Below are 16,098 nucleotides of genomic sequence, written 5' to 3' on the forward strand. Positions count from 1 at the left end.
ATACGATCCGCCGCCACAAACTAATCATGATGAAAATAGTACCTCAGCGCCCTTGCGATATATTCCGCCGCCCCCTCCCCGTACTTTTGTTCTGTGAATTGAATGACTTCATCGTTGCCGTAACTATCGATCACCATGTCCCAAAAGCCCTCGCCCATATCCAAGCCCAGGTTCGTTTCCCCGGCATAGGCGACGATGCGGCCCGCCGCTTCCTGCACCCGCGCGCAGGCGGCGTCTTGCCGCATATCGCGGGTCAACTCCTGATACAGCGCGTCGCTGTGGCTCAGCACCTCATCCATGTTCTCCTTTAATTGATCCGCCCTTTCCATCAGTTCGGAAAAGTGTTCCAGGTTGTACTTCATAGCCTCGGTGTACTTCTCTACGCTTCCAAACTGCTTGACGGCGATGGGCGCCAGTTTATCCTGATCCTCCCGCACTTTTTGTATAAACTGCTCAAATTTCTCTATACTTCCCCAGTGTTTGATCACGTCCTCCTCTTTGCGCGCCTTAAAATCTTCCAGCGCGCTAATATATTCGCTCATATCAAATTCCTTAAAGCTCATGCAATCTTCTCCTTTTTCCAGGCGGCCCAACAGCTTGATCAGCCCGTCGATACGGTTGCGCCTGATCTCCAGCAGCGTTTTTTGCCTTTTAAAGGCCTCGATCCGATCAAAATCCGGTTGATCCAGCAACTGCCCAATATCTCTGAGCTTAAAATCCAGCTCCTTAAAAAACATGATCTGCTGGAGCCGTTGCAGGTCTGCCTCGCCGTACAGACGATAGCCGGACGCTGTGCGCTCCGAAGGCTTCAGCAGGCCGATCTCATCATAATATTGCAGCGTCCTTGTGCTCAGTCCCGTCAACTTTGCAACCTGGCTGATGGTTCGCATGCCGCGCACCGCCTTTCCTTAAAATGTACAGAAAAACCATTGCGAGCTTTTGCCGGCAATGCTCCTTTTGGCCTCCCTGCAGTACAAGCGTACACTATCACCTAACGTATGAGTCAAGGTATTTTTTTAATCTGCCTGGAAAACGCCGGGCTAAAGCAGGCATCTGTTTGTTCGCTATCGGAGCCGATCCATGGTATGATGGAGGTGAAAATGGAATTGCATTGGAGGGTACATGAAAGATTACCGGAGAAAAGATCCGCGTTTTTCGCTTTGCGGGTTAAACTGCGCCCTTTGCCCCATGCACCTTGGCAGCTATTGCCCCGGCTGTGGCGGCGGCGAAGGGCACCAAAGCTGTGCGGTGATCCGTTGCAGCCGGGAGCAGGGCGAGATGGATTACTGCTTTGAATGCGCACAATTCCCTTGCCCGCGCTACGACAGCCTGACCGAATACGATTCTTTTATCCCCCACCGGCACATGGTGCGCGATCTTAAGCGCGTTCAGCAGATCGGCCCCGCCGCTTATGGCGAAGAGCTGGAGCAAAAATTGGCTATCCTGCAGCGCTTACTGGAGCACTATAACGACGGCCGGCGCAAGACGTTTTATATTGCGGCGGTATCCCTGCTGGATCTATCCGATCTTTCAGCGGCGATGGACGAGTTAAATCGTTTCTCCATCTCCGCACAAGACGCCTCCATTAAGGAGATGGCCGCGTTTGCTGTCGCGCGCTTAACTGCGCTTGCCGGGGAAAAGCAGATAGAGCTGAAGCTGCGCAAAAAGCCAAAATCAAGGTAGCCGCTGCTGCCCTTTTCGTATACTGATATTAAATGAGGGCGGCCAATGGGCCGCCCTCTTATTCATGAAGTACTATTCAACCACAAAAATCCGACCGGCGCGCCGCGGCTTGCCCTCACCGATCTCTCCATCCGGGTATCCCAGGCATATGCTGCACCGGGCGACGTATTCCGGGTCGATTCCCGCCCTCGCCATCAGCGCCTGTCCCTGCTCAGTAGCAAAAGTATCCTCCGCACGTGTAACATGCACGCTACCTACGCCCAGGGACCAGGCCGCCAGCATCAGGTTTTGGGCCATTACCGTACAATCGTTAATGCCCCAACGGTGTCCCTCCGGCGCAAAAATCGTTATAACGGTGGGTGCGCTATAAAATGCGCTTTGAAGCGAATCATCCTCTGCGATGCTGATCTGCTTTTCGTTGACGATATGCGCGCCGGGTTTGAGCGCGCCCCCGAAAATTTTACGATTTATGCGCCCCATATCTTCGTTTGCCTGCGCATCTTGGCAAACCAGCATGATGGCCGATTGGCGGCCGCCTGCACTGGGCGCCCAGAGCCCCGCTTCAAGGATCTGGCGCAAGTGTTCAGGCGAAAGCTGTTGGGATTTGAAGCGCCGCACGGAGCGCCGCGACATTATATTTTCCACTACCGCATTCATTATTGCAACTTCCTTTCCGGCCCAACGCGGCCGCTTTTTCTTCATCATATAAAAAGCAATGCAGCCGCGCAAGTACGCACAATTTTGTTCTCAGGTTACCTATGCGTAACTATAACCGAGGCATATACGTAACAGCACGCCAAGCAGCATCCGCTGATGCGTTGCGCTAAATAGTGCTCTGGCGCCGAAGATGGCTTTTGACCCCATTCCCATCCTCAAAAAAGCATAACATACAACTAAATATTTTTATCTTCCTGTCCCTAAAATGCCGCAACCGGCCTGGCTGGGGGCGTTTGGGTGCCAACGCCTATCCGTGGCTGTAAATTAATTGACACCCCCATTTTTGTTGGTTATACTCAATTTAGGACGTTTTGCAATGGACTAAAGGGGTAAAGCGTTCGTGGGGTGGTTTGGGGAAGCCACCCGCGTTACAAGGGGTACACGGCAAGCTATTTTAGGATGTTTAAGGGAGGAATGAATGTTGAGTACACTACCGGAAAAAATGAAGGCAATCGTCGCTTATGCGCCGGGTGATTACCGTTTTGAAATGGTGGACACCCCCCGCGCGGGCGAGGGCGAAATGGTGCTCAAGGTAGAGGCGTGCGGCATCTGCGCGGGCGATACCAAGGCTTTTGCGGGCGCGCCCAGCTTCTGGGGCGGAGACGGCAATCCCCCGTATATCAAGGCGCCGATGATCCCGGGCCACGAGTTTGTGGGCACGGTGGTGGAGATCGGCCCCAACGTCAAGGGCGATTGGAAGATCGGGGACCGCATCTGCCCCGAGCAGATCGTTCCCTGCGGGGAATGTATGTTCTGTAAGACCGGGCGGCACTGGATGTGCGAAAAGCACGATCTGTTCGGCTTCCAGAATAACGTCAACGGCGGCATGGCCGAGTACGTAAAACTGACCAAAGAGGCGCTGCCCTACCGCGTGCCGCAGGATATGCCCATCGCGCAGGCCGCGCTGATCGAGCCGTACGCCTGCTCTTTCCACTGTGTGGAGCGCGCCCAGGTCAAGACTACGGATGTTGTGGTGCAATCCGGGGTAGGCACGCTGGGGCTGGGGATGATCGGCGCGCTGCGCCAGGCTAACCCCAAGTGCCTGGTGGCGCTGGACATGAGCGACGAGCGGCTGGCCAAGGCCAAGGCCTTTGGCGCGGACATCGTGATGAACCCCGGCAAGGAAGACGTGGTGGCCAAGATCAAGGAGATGACCGGCGGTTATGGGTGCGATATCTATATCGAGGCCACGGGCCATCCCTCCAGCGTACAGCAGGGGCTGGAAGCCATCCGCAAGATGGGCCGGTTTGTGGAGTTCAGCGTGTTTGGCGACCTGGTAAAGGTGGACTGGTCCATCATCAGCGACCGCAAGGAGTTGGACCTGCTGGGCTCGCACTTGAGCCCGTTCTGCTACGACACGGTAATCGAATGGATCGGAAATGGCAAGTTGCCCACCGAGGGCGTGGTCACACACCAGCTGCCGCTTGAGAAATGGGAGGAAGGCTTCCATATCGCCAAGACCGGCGAAGGCGGCGCGCTGAAGGTCGTTCTGGTTCCGGGCATGGAATAAGACAAAGGATATAAGGGGGAAATGAATATGTTGCAACGCATCATGAATCAGCCGGACGATATTGTAGACGAGATGCTAAAAGGCTTTTTAAAAGCCCATAGCGAACTGGTGGAAAAGACCGAGAATCCCAGGGTCGTCAAGGCCAAGGACATCCCCGAGGGCAAGGTCGGCGTGGTGACCGGCGGCGGATCGGGCCACAAACCCGCCTTTGTGGGTTATGTGGGCAAAAATATGTGCGATGCCGTGGCCGTGGGCGAGATCTTCTCCTCCCCCACCGCCGCCGCGTTCCTGGATGCCTTTAAGGCTGCCGATCAGGGCAACGGCGTGGCCTGCTTGTACGGCAACTACTCCGGCGACAATATGAACGTGAAGATGGCTGTAAAGATGGCCAAAAAGCAGGGCATCACGGTCAAGACCGTGGTGGCCAATGACGATGTGGCCTCCGCCCCCAAGGATCAGCGCGAAAAGCGGCGCGGCGTAGCCGGCGAGGTGCTGATGTGGAAGGTGGGCGGCGCCAAAGCTTCCAAGGGCGGCAGCCTGGACGAGGTGATCGCCGCAGCGCAAAAGGCCATCGATAACACCCGCAGCGTAGGCATTGGGCTTACCCCCTGCACGCTGCCGGCCGTGGGTCACCCGAACTTTGAGATCAAAGAGGGCACGATGGAAGTGGGCATCGGCCACCATGGCGAGCCGGGCATCGAGGTATGCGCGCTGGAGACCGCCGATAAGATGGCCAAGCGCATGGTGGATACCGTGGTGCCGGATTATCCCTTTGAGGCGGGCGACGAAGTGGTGGTGCTGGTCTCCGGCCTGGGCGCGACCCCGGTGATGGAGCTGTATGTGCTCTACGATGAGATCGATAAACTGCTCAGCGAAAAAGGCATCAAGACCCATAAGGCCTATGTGGGCAACTACTTTACCTCCCTTGAGATGATGGGCGCCACGCTGACGGTGATGAAGCTGGACGACGAGCTCAAAGAGCTGATCGACATGCCGGCCAACTGCATGGGCTTAACGCAGTTCTAAGGAGGGGCGCGAAGATGAGCGTATTTCAAAATAAAGACGGCAAACCCGTATTGCTGGCTATGGTCAAGGCCATTCAGGATAACAAGGCCTATCTGGGCGAGGTGGACGGCCTGATCGGCGACGGCGACCACGGCATGAACATGAACAAAGGCTTCAGCCTGTTTGAAAAGCGGTTTGCCGATACCGATTTCACCTTTACAGAAGGATTAGACGAACTGGGCAATATCCTGTTTGCGGAGATCGGCGGCTCCATGGGCCCCATCTACGGCACGATCTTTATGGATTCCGCCGAGGCAGGCGAGGACTTAGAGGAGATCGATGTACAGCAGCTGCATGATATGCTGGCTGCGGGCCTGGAAGGGCTGCAGGGCATCGTGGAGGCGCAGGTAGGCGATAAGACGCTGGTGGATACCTTAAGCCCCGCTGTAGACGCCCTGAAAGCGGCCGCGGATGCGGGCAAGCCGTTGCCCGAGGCGTTGGAAGACATGAAAGCGGCCGCTCAGGCGGGCAAAGAATCCACCAAGGACATGGTGGCTAAATACGGCCGCTCCAGCCGGCTGGGCGAGCGCTCCCGCGGGGTGCTGGACGCCGGCGCTACCAGCTGCTGCATCATCTTAACGGCGATGGCGGACGCGATCGCCGCACAGCTGTAAACGCGGCTTTACGGAAAGGAAGATATGGAATGAAACTGATCATCGGTTGCGACGAGGCGGCCTATAATCTTAAAATGGTCATCATCAAGCATCTGGAGGAAAAGGGCTACGAGGTGGACGATTTTGGCGCCGCCAAGGGCGAGACCGTGCTCTACCCCGATGTGGCCTATAAAGTAGCAGGCGAAGTGGCCAAGGGCAACTACGAAAAAGGTATTTTGCTGTGCGGCACGGGAATCGGCATGTGCATCTGTGCCAACAAGGTGCCGGGCATCCGCGCGGCGGTGTGCCACGATCCCTACAGTGCCGAGCGCGCTCGCAAGAGCAACGATGCGCAGATCATGTGCATGGGCGAGCGGGTGATCGGCGTGGAGCTGGCCAAGTATCTGGTGGATATCTGGCTGGGGTGCGACTTTGCCGGCGGTGGATCGGCGCCCAAGGTAGCCCGCATTATGGAGCTGGAAAAGGAATACCAGCAAAGGGCCTAATAAAAGAGCCTAAGCGATAGAAACAGCGGCGCAGGGATATTTTCCCGCGCCGCTGTTTTTATTATCTCTTCCTTTTACTTATGAGACAGCAAAAACCCCGCACTGCAACTGCAGGTGCGGGGTTTTAAAGACTTCAGTGTAATCCGGTTATTCCGCTTGGGAGCCGATCAGCCCCATGGCGGTGGCGATGTCGATATTGACCAGCAGGACGTTGACGGTATCCTCGCCAAATACGCCCAGGACTTTGCCGCCCGTATGCCGCGCCACGATCTCGCGGACCGTATCCTCGCTCAAGCCCGAGGCCTTTACGATGCGCGGAATCTGCACCTCGGCGGACGCCGGAGAGATATGCGGGTCCAGCCCGGAGCCGGAGGCCGTTAGCAGATCGGTAGGAATATCCTCGCGCTTGACATCCGGGTTGCGCTCCAAAAACTTGGCGATATCCTCCTCTACCCGCGCCGCCAGATCCGGGTTGGAGGGTGCGTAGTTATTGGAGCCAGAGCTCAGGCCGGCAAACTCCGTACCATCGGTATAGTACTGGTTGCCCTGTGCATCCTCGGTATAAACGTTGTAATGATACGCCGAAGGCCGGCTCCACATATAATAATCCTGTGTGAATTCCTGCCCTACATTCTGGGCGCCCAGGGTCTGCTCCTCTACCTCTACCAGGCTGCCGCCGGCCTGATGCGGAAAGATCAGCGCCGAAATGCCCGTCAAAAGCGTGGGAAAGATCAGTCCGCAGATCAGCATCAGTACCAGGGTCACCACGACGGCCTGTCGGGTCCCGTGCAGGAATCCTTTTGCAGATTCTTTCATAATCTCATCCTCCTTATAGGCCCATCAGCGCAAGCAGCGGATGGATGATCAGATCGATGATCTTAATTCCGATAAACGGAGTGATCACGCCGCCTACGCCATAGATCAGCATGTTTCTGCCCAGCATTTTACCCGAGGACATCGGCCGGTACTTAACGCCCTTCATCGCCAGGGGAATCAGGCAGGGAATGATGATCGCGTTAAAGATGAGCGCGGACAGGATCGCGCTGTAAGGCGTGGCCAAATGCATGATATTGAGCACGCCCAGCTGCGGGATCGCCATCATAAACATCGCCGGAATAATGGCAAAATACTTTGCAATATCGTTGGCGATGGAGAAGGTGGTCAGGCTGCCGCGGGTAATCAGCAGCTGTTTGCCGATCTCCACGACCTCCAGAATCTTGGTCGGGTCCGAATCCAGATCGACCATATTGGCGGCCTCCTTGGCTGCCGTGGTGCCGCTGTTCATGGCCAGGCCCACATTGGCCTGGGCCAGGGCCGGCGCATCGTTGGTGCCGTCGCCCGTCATGGCCACGATCTTGCCCTGGGATTGCTCCATCTTGATCACATCGATCTTATCTTCCGGTTTGCACTCGGCGATAAAGCCATCCACGCCCGCCTCTTTGGCGATGGTAGCCGCGGTCAGGGGATTATCGCCCGTGCACATAATGGTCTTGATGCCGATGGCGCGCAGGCGCTGGAACCGCTCCACCATACCGGGCTTAACGGTATCCTTTAAATAGATCACGCCCAAAATCCGGTCATTCAGGCAAACGGTCAGGGGCGTGCCGCCCAGGCTCGATATCTTATCCACCTGCTCGTGCAGGTCGCCAGGGATCTGGCCGCCCAGCGCCTTGACGTATTGCTCGATGGCATCGGCCGCGCCCTTGCGGATGCGGGTGCCGTCGGGCAGGTCCACGCCGCTCATCCGGGTCTGCGCCGTGAATTCGATAAAGCTGGCGCCTTCCACAGCTTCGCTATGGTCTCCCATTTCCCGAGCCAGTTGCAGGGTGGATTTGCCCTCCGGGGTATCGTCCTGCAGACAGGTCAGCGCCGCGCATCCGATTAGCTCCTCTCGCCGCGCCCCGCCCACCGGGAAGAAATCCGCGGCCAGGCGGTTGCCATAGGTGATGGTGCCCGTCTTATCCAGGATCATGGTATCCACATCCCCGCAGGCCTCTACGGCCTTACCGGACATGGCGATGACGTTAAACCGGGTGACCCGGTCCATCCCCGCGATGCCGATGGCCGAGAGCAGGCCGCCAATGGTGGTAGGGATCAGGCAGACGGCCAGGGCGATCAATGTGGAGGTCTGCAGCTGCACGCCCGAATAGATGCCGATGGGATACAGCGTTACGATCACGATCATGAAAATGATGGTCAGCGAAACCAGCAGGGTGTTGAGCGCGATCTCGTTGGGGGTCTTTTTCCGCGAGGCCCCTTCGACCAGGGCGATCATCCGATCCAGGAAGCTATTGCCCGGGTCAGAGGTGATGCGGATCTTCAACCAGTCCGAAACCACGGTAGTACCGCCGGTGACCGAGCAGAAGTCCCCGCCCGATTCCCGCACCACCGGGGCGGATTCGCCAGTAATGGCGGATTCATCCACCGAGGCGATGCCCTCGATGACCTCGCCATCGCCAGGGATGATCTCGCCGGCGCGAACCAGCACCACATCCCCTTTTTTCAGCTCGCTGGAAAGCACGGTCCTTTCCCCGCCGTTGTCCTCCAGCAATCGGGCCTGGGTGTCCTTCTGGGTCTTTTTCAGGCTGGCCGCCTGGGCCTTGCCCCGCCCTTCCGCCACGGATTCGGCAAAGTTGGCAAACAGTACGGTTACAAACAGGATCGCCGCTACAATGATATTATAGGTGCGAAGGGATCCGCCGCCCACGTCCCCGAACAGCGCCGGAAAAAAGGACAGTACCAGCGTGATCACAAACCCCACCTCTACCACAAACATGACGGGGTTCTTCATCATATACCGGGGGTTCAGCTTTACAAACGAACCTATTACCGCCTGGCGGAAGATCTCCGGCGTAATCAGCTTTTGATTGCGTTTCTTACTCATGTTAAGGCTTCCTCCTTATGTCCAGAGGCTGAGATGTTCCGCGATGGGCCCTAGCGAGAGCACCGGGAAGAAGGTCAGCGCCGCGAAGATGTATACCACAAATACCAAAATGATGGCAAACGAGGCGGTATCGGTATGCAGGGTCCCCACGGACTCATTGACAAAGCGTTTTTTCATCAACGATCCGGCGATGGCCAGCTGGATGACGATGGACAGGTAACGCCCAAAGAACATGGCCAAGCCCGTTGTAATGTTCCAGAACATCGTATTATCGGCCAGGCCCTCAAAACCGGAACCGTTGTTGGCCGCTGAGGACGAAAACTCATAGAGCACCTGCGTCAGCCCGTGGAACCCCGAGTTGGTAATGCCTTCCAGCCCTCCCTGCGTGGCGACCGCGATAGCGGAAAAAGTCAGGATCAGGAAGGGATGGATGATGATGCAAAGGGCCGTCAGCTTCATCTCGCGCCCCTCGATCTTTTTACCCAGGTATTCCGGCGTCCGGCCGATCATCAGCCCGCAGATAAACACCGCCAGTATAGCGTACATGATCATGTTCATAAGGCCTACGCCCTTGCCGCCGAAGACGACGTTAAGCATCATATGCAGCAGGGGCACCATGCCGCCCAAAGGCGTTAGGGTATCGTGCATATTATTAACGGTACCCGTGGTAAACGACGTTGTCGTCGTGGTAAACATCGCAGATTGAGCGATGCCGAACCGGACCTCTTTGCCTTCCATACTGCCCTGTGTTTGGCTCAAGCCCACATCGGCCAACGCCGGGTTGCCCTGGCTCTCTGCCCAGAAGCAAAGGCCCAGCCCCAGGATAAAGATGATCCCCATAGCGGCAAAGATCGTGCGCCCTTCGCGGCCGTACATCCATACGGTCAGGCTCCTAGACGCCTTGCCCTTGATCTCCAGTTTCTGTCCGTTGGCCTGTGCCTGCTCGCGCTTGCGGTCCCGCACCATCTTGCCAAAGGTGATGACGCTGGCTCCCGGCAACAGCATCATCGAATAAAGCTCGATAAGGTTGGAAATGATCGTGGGGTTCTCAATGGGTGTAGACGAGTTGGCGCCCAGGAAACCGCCGCCGTTCGTCCCCAGGTGTTTAATGATCTCCAGCGCCGCCACAGGCCCCATGGCGATGATCTGCTTGGCGCCCTCGATCGTATCCACGACCACATTACCGGTAAAGTTCTGGGGCACGCCCTGCCATACCAGAAGCATGCCGCCGATGATGGAAAAAGGCAGCAACACGCGGGTGGTGATGCGTACCAGATCCGCAAAAAAGTTGCCCACATTGTCCTTGGTCTTTCCCGCCAGGCCGCGAATAAAGGCCACGCAGGCCGCGTAACCGCTGGCCGCGGATACGAACATCATGAAGATGATGACCAGCATCTGCGATAAGTACGAAAGGCCGGACTCGCCGGAGTAGTGCTGCAGGTTGGTATTGGTCATAAAGCTGATGATCGTATTAAAGGACAGGGATTCTTCCATGTTCCCGATCCCATTGGGGTTGAAAAGGCCGATGCTCTGGATCCGCAGGATAATATACCCCAGCAGGATCATGACGGCATTGGTCACCAGAAGCGATACCGCATATTTTTTCCAGTTCATACCCTTATGGGGATCGATGCCGCTGATCCGGTAGATCAGCCCGTCAAGGCGGTTAAATACCGGGTCGGCAAAGGTATGCTTTCCGGCGGCGATATGATAGACATAGATCCCGACCGGAATGACCATCATCAAATAGATGAGAATGGTCAATACGAGCTGCACCATAACGAACTCCTCCTGAAAGCTTTAGAATTTCTCCGGGTGCACCAGTGCGTATACCAGATAGCACCCCATCAGTAAAACAATAATGCCTAGGATTATCATCATACCTTCCCCCCTACTCGTTGGAATCCAGTTGTTTTTGGCACCAATGGACCAACAGGCCGAGTAATCCAAAGCTGACAGCAAAGATCGCTATCATCAATAGGTCGAGCATGCGTATCATCTCCTCATCTACTTGTTTATCGAGATAATTATACTCGCCGGGATATGAGCATTGTCTTTGCAAAACCGCTGTGATATTAAGATTGCGTTAAGAATACATAAAGAAACGTATCCAGGCATAAATTAGGCGATTTGGGCATAAAAAAGAGGCATCCTTTTGGATGCCTCTTGCCATAACCGCTATAACGGACCTAAACTTATTTTTTTACCTGCTCATCATAGATCATGTCGATATCGTAGCAGATATGGGCGCCCTTATACTCAAAGCGGCGCGAGGTGGGCAGCCCCGGGAAGTGCATGGAAGGCGAGGTAATATCCGTTTTCCCCTGCGCCCCGTCCAGGATCATCTGGTCGCAGACGATAAAATCGTTGATATAGCTTTTATGGATAGCCATGCCGTTATGTCCCGGGCAGATGATGTCAAAGTCATCATAATAAGCTTTCAGTTTACGCATATTGCGCTGATGGTTCTGGATGCTCTGGCAGCTTTGGATATTCTCCTGATGGCCCGCCATCCTAAAGATCAGCACCTGTCCCGGGTCCACCTCATCCCCGGTAAAGAGCATGCGGTTCTGCCTATCTAAAATGGCGATGCTGCCAGGGTTGTGCGCCCCGTCGTAGATCACCTGCAGCTTACGGCTGCCCAGATCGAACATATGCCCATCTTCCACCGTAACGATCTCATAATCCAGCGGATATTCAGAATCGTCAAAGGGCTTTTTAGCCTCCGTAGCCGCATAAGGGTGCATATACGCTACCTTGAACCAGCCGTTGCCGCCGGTGTGGTCAAAGTGGCCGTGGGTATTGATCACCCCTGTGATGGGCAGATCGGTAAACTGGCGCGCGTATTCGTGGATATCGCGGTGGCTCATGCCGGTATCGATCATCATGGCCATCTCATCCCCCATGACCAGATAACTGTAGCACCCCACCCCCGAGATCAGGATCGTGTTTGGCGTGATCTTAACGGACATAAAAACCGGGTCCTGCATTGTAAAATCCCCCTTTTTTTCTTTATGGTTTGATTATAACACAGGGTGTACAATCCGTTAAGCCTCCCGGACTAAAAAACCGCCCGGTGCTTTATCGGCACTTCGGGCGGTTTTACCGGCGGGGTATTGTATTTACCAGTTCTGAAGATTTAGGCCGCTGTACTAGGCTTTATCCGCCATCAGCTGGCATACCCGGTTGCAATAAGCTACCGGATCTTCGATCTCCATGCCGGCGATCAGCAGTGCCTGGTCGTAAAGCATCTGGGCGTACTGCCCGAGCTTTTCCTCATCCTTGCCCTGCAGCTTGCACAGGGTCTCAAACACCGGGTGATCACCATTCAATTCCAGGATGCGGTCAGCCTTGACCTTCTCCTCTGTGGGCATGGCGTTTAATACCTTCTCCATCTCCAGGGACAGGGGACCGTCGCTGCTCAGACAAACCGGGTGGGATTTCAGCCGGCTAGAGAGCTTGACCTGCTTCACTTTTCCCTCCAGCGCCTTTTGCATATCTTCAAACAGCGCCTTGTACTCGGCCGCCTGCTGCTCAGCCTTTTCCTGATCCTCCTGGCTATCCAGCCCCAGGTCGTTATCGGAGATGGACTTAAACTCCTTCCCCGCAAAGTCGCGCATCATGCGCACGGCAAACTCGTCGATATCCTCCGTCATGCACAGCACATCGTACCCCGCGTCCCGCACGCGCTCCATCTGGGGCAGCTGGGCCACACGGTTGATATCCGTACCGCAGGCATAGTAGATATATTTTTGCCCTTCTGGCATGGCGTCCACATACTCCTGCAGGGCGATCAGCTTATCCCCGGCTAGGGAATGGAACAACAGCAGATCCTGCAAAAACTCCTTTTCCGCGCCATAGTTGGTATATACGCCCACCTTTAATTGACGGCCAAAGTTTTTGAAGAAGAGCTCGTACTTTTCCCGGTCGTTTTTAAGCAGCTTTTGCAGCTCGCTTTTGATCTTCTTTTTCACGTTGTTGGCAATGGCGCGCAGCTGCCTGTCGTGCTGCAGGGTCTCGCGGGAGATATTGAGCGAGAGGTCGGAGGAATCCACCAACCCGCGCACAAAGCTGAACGCATCCGGCAGTAGGTCCGGGCACTTATCCATGATCATCACGCCGTTGGAATAGAGCTGCAGGCCCTTTTCAAAATCACGGGAATAGTAATTGAAGGGCACGGCTTTGGGGATGAACAGCAACGCCTGATAGGTCACGGCGCCCTCCACCGCGTGGGACACTACTGAGAGCGGATCCTCAAAATCCATAAACTTTTCTTTATAGAAGTTGTTATAATCCTCATCGGTGACCTCGCCCTTGGCCCGGCGCCAGATGGGCACCATGCTGTTGAGGGTAGAGGTCTCCACCACGGTCTCGGTCTCTGTTTCACTTCCCTCTTTCATGCGGGTGGATTCCATCTCCATCTGAATGGGATAGCGTACATAATCCGAGTATTTTTTGACGATGGCGGCCAGACGGTACTGCTCTAAAAACTCGCCATAGTGCTCCTCGCCCTCGTCATCCTTGATCTCGAGGATGATGTCCGTGCCATTTTCCGCCTTTTCGCAGGGCTCAATGGTGTAGCCATCCGCGCCGGTAGACTGCCACTGCCACGCCTCATCCGAGCCGTAGGCGCGGCTTTGCACCGTCACCTTTTTGCTGACCATAAAAGCCGCGTAAAAACCTACGCCAAACTGGCCGATCACGTCGATATCCTCGCCCAGGTCGTTATCCTTTTTAAAGTTCAAGGTACCGCTGCGGGCGATCACACCCAGGTTATTTTCCAGTTCCTCCCGCTTCATGCCGCAGCCGTGGTCCGAGATCGTCAGCACGCGGTTTTCCTTATCCACGCCGATATGGATGGGCAAATCCTCCCGGTTCAGGCCGGTATTGCCCTCCTTCATCGCGGTAAAATAAAGCTTATCGCTGGCGTCGCTGGCGTTTGAGATCAGCTCCCGGAGAAAGATCTCCCGGTGGGTATAGATCGAGTTGATCATCAGATCCAAAATACGCTTGGACTCCGTCTTAAACTGCTTTTTTGCCATAATCCATCACCCCTATAATGAAATCAAAATTTATCTTCTGCACATTTTAGCACTCATCACTTTTAAGTGCTAACAAAATAATAGCGCAACGCCGCGCAAAAATCAAGCCCTGACCTAAAAGAGAAAGGGCCTTGCGGCCCTTTACGGAGCTAGAAATCGGAGCCTTCTAAAAAGTTTTGCCGGTAAAAATCATCAAATGCGCCCATGAGGAAGCCCTTGCGCCCCTTTTTATAGTAAAGCGCCAGCACCACTACAAAAGCCAGCGTTCCGGCCGTGCAAACGATCATATCCATCATGGTATCGCCCACGCCGGTGTGCAGCACGTTTTGCGGGTCGGTTCCAAAGATCAGGCTGATCGCGTATTCGCTGATCTCCCAAAGCCCCGCTACCGCCACCGAGCTCATAAAGACAAAGGTGCCCGCCAGAGCGCACTCTTCCCGCCTGATTTCCCGACCGGGCTTGATCAGATAGTATAAAAACAGGGCAAAAAATGCTACCAGCACGCCGGACAGGCCGTGGGCCAGCTTATCAAAATAAAGGATGCGCGCATAGCCCTGAAAGACCAGGCCAACCGTGTAGGCCAGAATGAAAAAGGCATAGATCACGCTGTTCAGGCTGTAACAGGTTTTCAGCCTGAGCGCCTTATAAAGCCCGTAGGGCAGCGGTAAAAACAGCAGCCCGCAAAAGGCCAGGGCATAGTAATAAACCCTTGCGCCACTGGCCAGATAGTATATCCCCGCGGCCAAATGGCCAAGGGCTATCAGCGCCATCAGCGCCCAGTTGATCTTCTTAAATACCGCTTCGCGTTTCTCCAAATTTTCTGCTCCTTTTTCAATAGCATGCGCGCCCAGCCTGCGCTTCATGCAGGCTGGATGCAGCAGGCCCGGCGCAAAGGCGCCGGGCCAAGCCAGGGTCATTTTATCCGCCAAAGGCGTCTTTCATCTTTTCAAAAAAGTTTTTGCGCTTTTCGTGCTGGGCATTGCCCAGCGACGCATCGAATTTGCGCAGCAGCTCCTTCTGCTCGGCCGAGAGGCGCTTGGGCACCTCCAGGGTCACCGTTACGTAAAGGTGACCTTTGGCGTTGGAGTTGAGCACTTTAATGCCCTTGCCGCGCAGGCGGAAGGTCGTGCCCGGCTGCGTCCCCTCCGGGATATTATAGCGCACCTTCTCCTCCAGCGTGGGCACCTCGATCTCCCCGCCCAGCGTCGCCTGGGCGTAAGTGATGGGGATATCGCAATAAAGGTCGTAATTCTCCCGCCGGAAGAGCTTATGCGGGCGCACGCGCAGGTGTACATAAAGGTCGCCCGCCGGGCCGCCCCTCGTACCAGGCTGCCCCTCTCCGCGCATGGTCACCGCCTGCCCATCGTCCACACCCGCGGGAATGTTCACCTTAATCTTGCGCGAGCGGCGCACCTTGCCCCGTCCGTTGCACTTGGGGCAGGGGTCGTTAATGATGTGCCCCGTGCCGTGGCAGGTCTCGCAGGTGCGCACATTCATCACCCGCCCTAAGATCGTCTGCTGGGCCACCTGTACCTGGCCGGTACCGCCGCAGACCGTACAAGTCGTAGGCTGGGTGCCCTTTTTGGCGCCGCTGCCGCCGCACTCCTGGCATACCTCGTCGCGGGTGACGTTGATCTCCCGCTGCACGCCAAAGGCCGCGTCCTCAAAACTCAGGGTGACCTCCACATGGATATCTTCCCCGCGCGCAGGCCCATTGCGCCGTGCGCTCTGCCCGCGGAAACCGCCGCCCATAAAGGCCTCAAAAATATCCTCGACACCGCCAAAGCCGCCGAAACCGCCGAAGCCCTCAAAGCCACCGCCGCCAAAGCCGGCCGCCTGCGGCCCCTCCGGGCCAAACTGGTCGTACTGGGCGCGGCGCTGGGAATCGCTCAACGTTTCATACGCCTCGTTGACCTCTTTAAACTTGGCCTCGGCCTCTTTATCGCCAGGGTTCAGGTCCGGATGATATTTTTTTGCCAGATTGCGATAGGCTTTTTTAATATCCGCATCGCTGGCGTCTTTTGCAACGCCCAGCACCTCATAATAATCACGTTTGGCCAAAAGCCTCACCTACCTCCACACTCTCGGATTCTGCCCT

At 55.8% G+C, this 16,098-nt stretch carries 15 protein-coding genes; 5 read left to right on the top strand and 10 right to left on the bottom strand.

The features are described from left to right. Window positions 1-20 precede the first annotated feature (20 nt). Entirely contained in the window at window positions 21-890 is an 870-nt protein-coding gene (locus tag H8699_RS06510) for a MerR family transcriptional regulator (RefSeq protein WP_249284968.1), read from the bottom strand. Window positions 891-1,122: 232 nt separating this feature from the next. Between H8699_RS06510 and H8699_RS06515 the strand changes: the two genes are divergently transcribed. Beyond that, the gene (locus tag H8699_RS06515; protein ID WP_249284969.1) at window positions 1,123-1,683 is read left to right on the top strand and encodes a DUF3795 domain-containing protein; all 561 of its coding nucleotides are present in this window, start codon (window positions 1,123-1,125) and stop codon (window positions 1,681-1,683) included. A gap of 72 nt (window positions 1,684-1,755) precedes the next feature. On the opposite strand, the gene H8699_RS06520 is transcribed toward H8699_RS06515, so the two are convergent. Beyond that, complete coding sequence (locus tag H8699_RS06520; protein WP_249284970.1) at window positions 1,756-2,340, bottom strand: nitroreductase family protein; 585 nt, start codon at window positions 2,338-2,340, stop codon at window positions 1,756-1,758. 481 nt (window positions 2,341-2,821) lie between these two features. Between H8699_RS06520 and H8699_RS06525 the strand changes: the two genes are divergently transcribed. Genes H8699_RS06525 through rpiB form a run of 4 tightly spaced genes read left to right on the top strand, consistent with a single transcriptional unit; the run spans window position 2,822 to window position 6,074 of the window. Further along, the gene (locus tag H8699_RS06525; protein ID WP_147518051.1) at window positions 2,822-3,910 is read left to right on the top strand and encodes an alcohol dehydrogenase catalytic domain-containing protein; all 1,089 of its coding nucleotides are present in this window, start codon (window positions 2,822-2,824) and stop codon (window positions 3,908-3,910) included. A gap of 30 nt (window positions 3,911-3,940) precedes the next feature. Next, a complete protein-coding gene (locus H8699_RS06530; protein WP_249285117.1) occupies window positions 3,941-4,936 on the top strand; it encodes a dihydroxyacetone kinase subunit DhaK in 996 nt (331 codons plus the stop codon). Between the two features lie 14 nt (window positions 4,937-4,950). Next, complete coding sequence (gene dhaL / locus H8699_RS06535) at window positions 4,951-5,589, top strand: dihydroxyacetone kinase subunit DhaL (RefSeq protein WP_249284971.1); 639 nt, start codon at window positions 4,951-4,953, stop codon at window positions 5,587-5,589. A 29-nt stretch (window positions 5,590-5,618) separates the two neighbouring features. Next, window positions 5,619-6,074 carry a ribose 5-phosphate isomerase B gene (rpiB, locus tag H8699_RS06540; RefSeq protein WP_138296142.1) on the top strand — a complete coding sequence of 152 codons (456 nt, stop codon included), beginning with the start codon at window positions 5,619-5,621 and terminating at the stop codon, window positions 6,072-6,074. A gap of 147 nt (window positions 6,075-6,221) precedes the next feature. Here rpiB and kdpC read toward each other — a convergent pair whose 3' ends face one another. The 8 genes from kdpC to dnaJ all read right to left on the bottom strand — a co-directional run bounded on the left by kdpC (window position 6,222) and on the right by dnaJ (window position 16,070). Beyond that, a complete protein-coding gene (gene kdpC / locus H8699_RS06545; protein ID WP_249284972.1) occupies window positions 6,222-6,890 on the bottom strand; it encodes a K(+)-transporting ATPase subunit C in 669 nt (222 codons plus the stop codon). A gap of 13 nt (window positions 6,891-6,903) precedes the next feature. Further along, complete coding sequence (kdpB, locus tag H8699_RS06550) at window positions 6,904-8,958, bottom strand: potassium-transporting ATPase subunit KdpB (protein ID WP_249284973.1); 2,055 nt, start codon at window positions 8,956-8,958, stop codon at window positions 6,904-6,906. Between the two features lie 15 nt (window positions 8,959-8,973). Continuing rightward, a complete protein-coding gene (locus H8699_RS06555; protein ID WP_249284974.1) occupies window positions 8,974-10,737 on the bottom strand; it encodes a potassium-transporting ATPase subunit KdpA in 1,764 nt (587 codons plus the stop codon). 21 nt (window positions 10,738-10,758) lie between these two features. After that, window positions 10,759-10,839 (bottom strand): K(+)-transporting ATPase subunit F, encoded by an 81-nt coding sequence (gene kdpF, locus H8699_RS12600; RefSeq protein ID WP_138296192.1) that lies wholly within the window; start codon window positions 10,837-10,839, stop codon window positions 10,759-10,761. Between the two features lie 314 nt (window positions 10,840-11,153). Then, window positions 11,154-11,948, bottom strand: coding sequence for an MBL fold metallo-hydrolase (locus H8699_RS06560; protein WP_249284975.1), 795 nt, complete (start codon window positions 11,946-11,948; stop codon window positions 11,154-11,156). Between the two features lie 162 nt (window positions 11,949-12,110). Further along, the gene (gene htpG / locus H8699_RS06565; protein ID WP_249284976.1) at window positions 12,111-14,000 is read right to left on the bottom strand and encodes a molecular chaperone HtpG; all 1,890 of its coding nucleotides are present in this window, start codon (window positions 13,998-14,000) and stop codon (window positions 12,111-12,113) included. Between the two features lie 149 nt (window positions 14,001-14,149). Beyond that, window positions 14,150-14,815, bottom strand: coding sequence for a hypothetical protein (locus tag H8699_RS06570; RefSeq protein WP_249284977.1), 666 nt, complete (start codon window positions 14,813-14,815; stop codon window positions 14,150-14,152). A gap of 103 nt (window positions 14,816-14,918) precedes the next feature. Next, the gene (gene dnaJ, locus H8699_RS06575) at window positions 14,919-16,070 is read right to left on the bottom strand and encodes a molecular chaperone DnaJ (RefSeq protein ID WP_407943996.1); all 1,152 of its coding nucleotides are present in this window, start codon (window positions 16,068-16,070) and stop codon (window positions 14,919-14,921) included. Between the last annotated feature and the right edge of the window lie 28 nt (window positions 16,071-16,098).

The sequence above is a fragment of the Luoshenia tenuis genome (assembly GCF_014384745.1).
GTDB lineage: Bacteria > Bacillota > Clostridia > Christensenellales.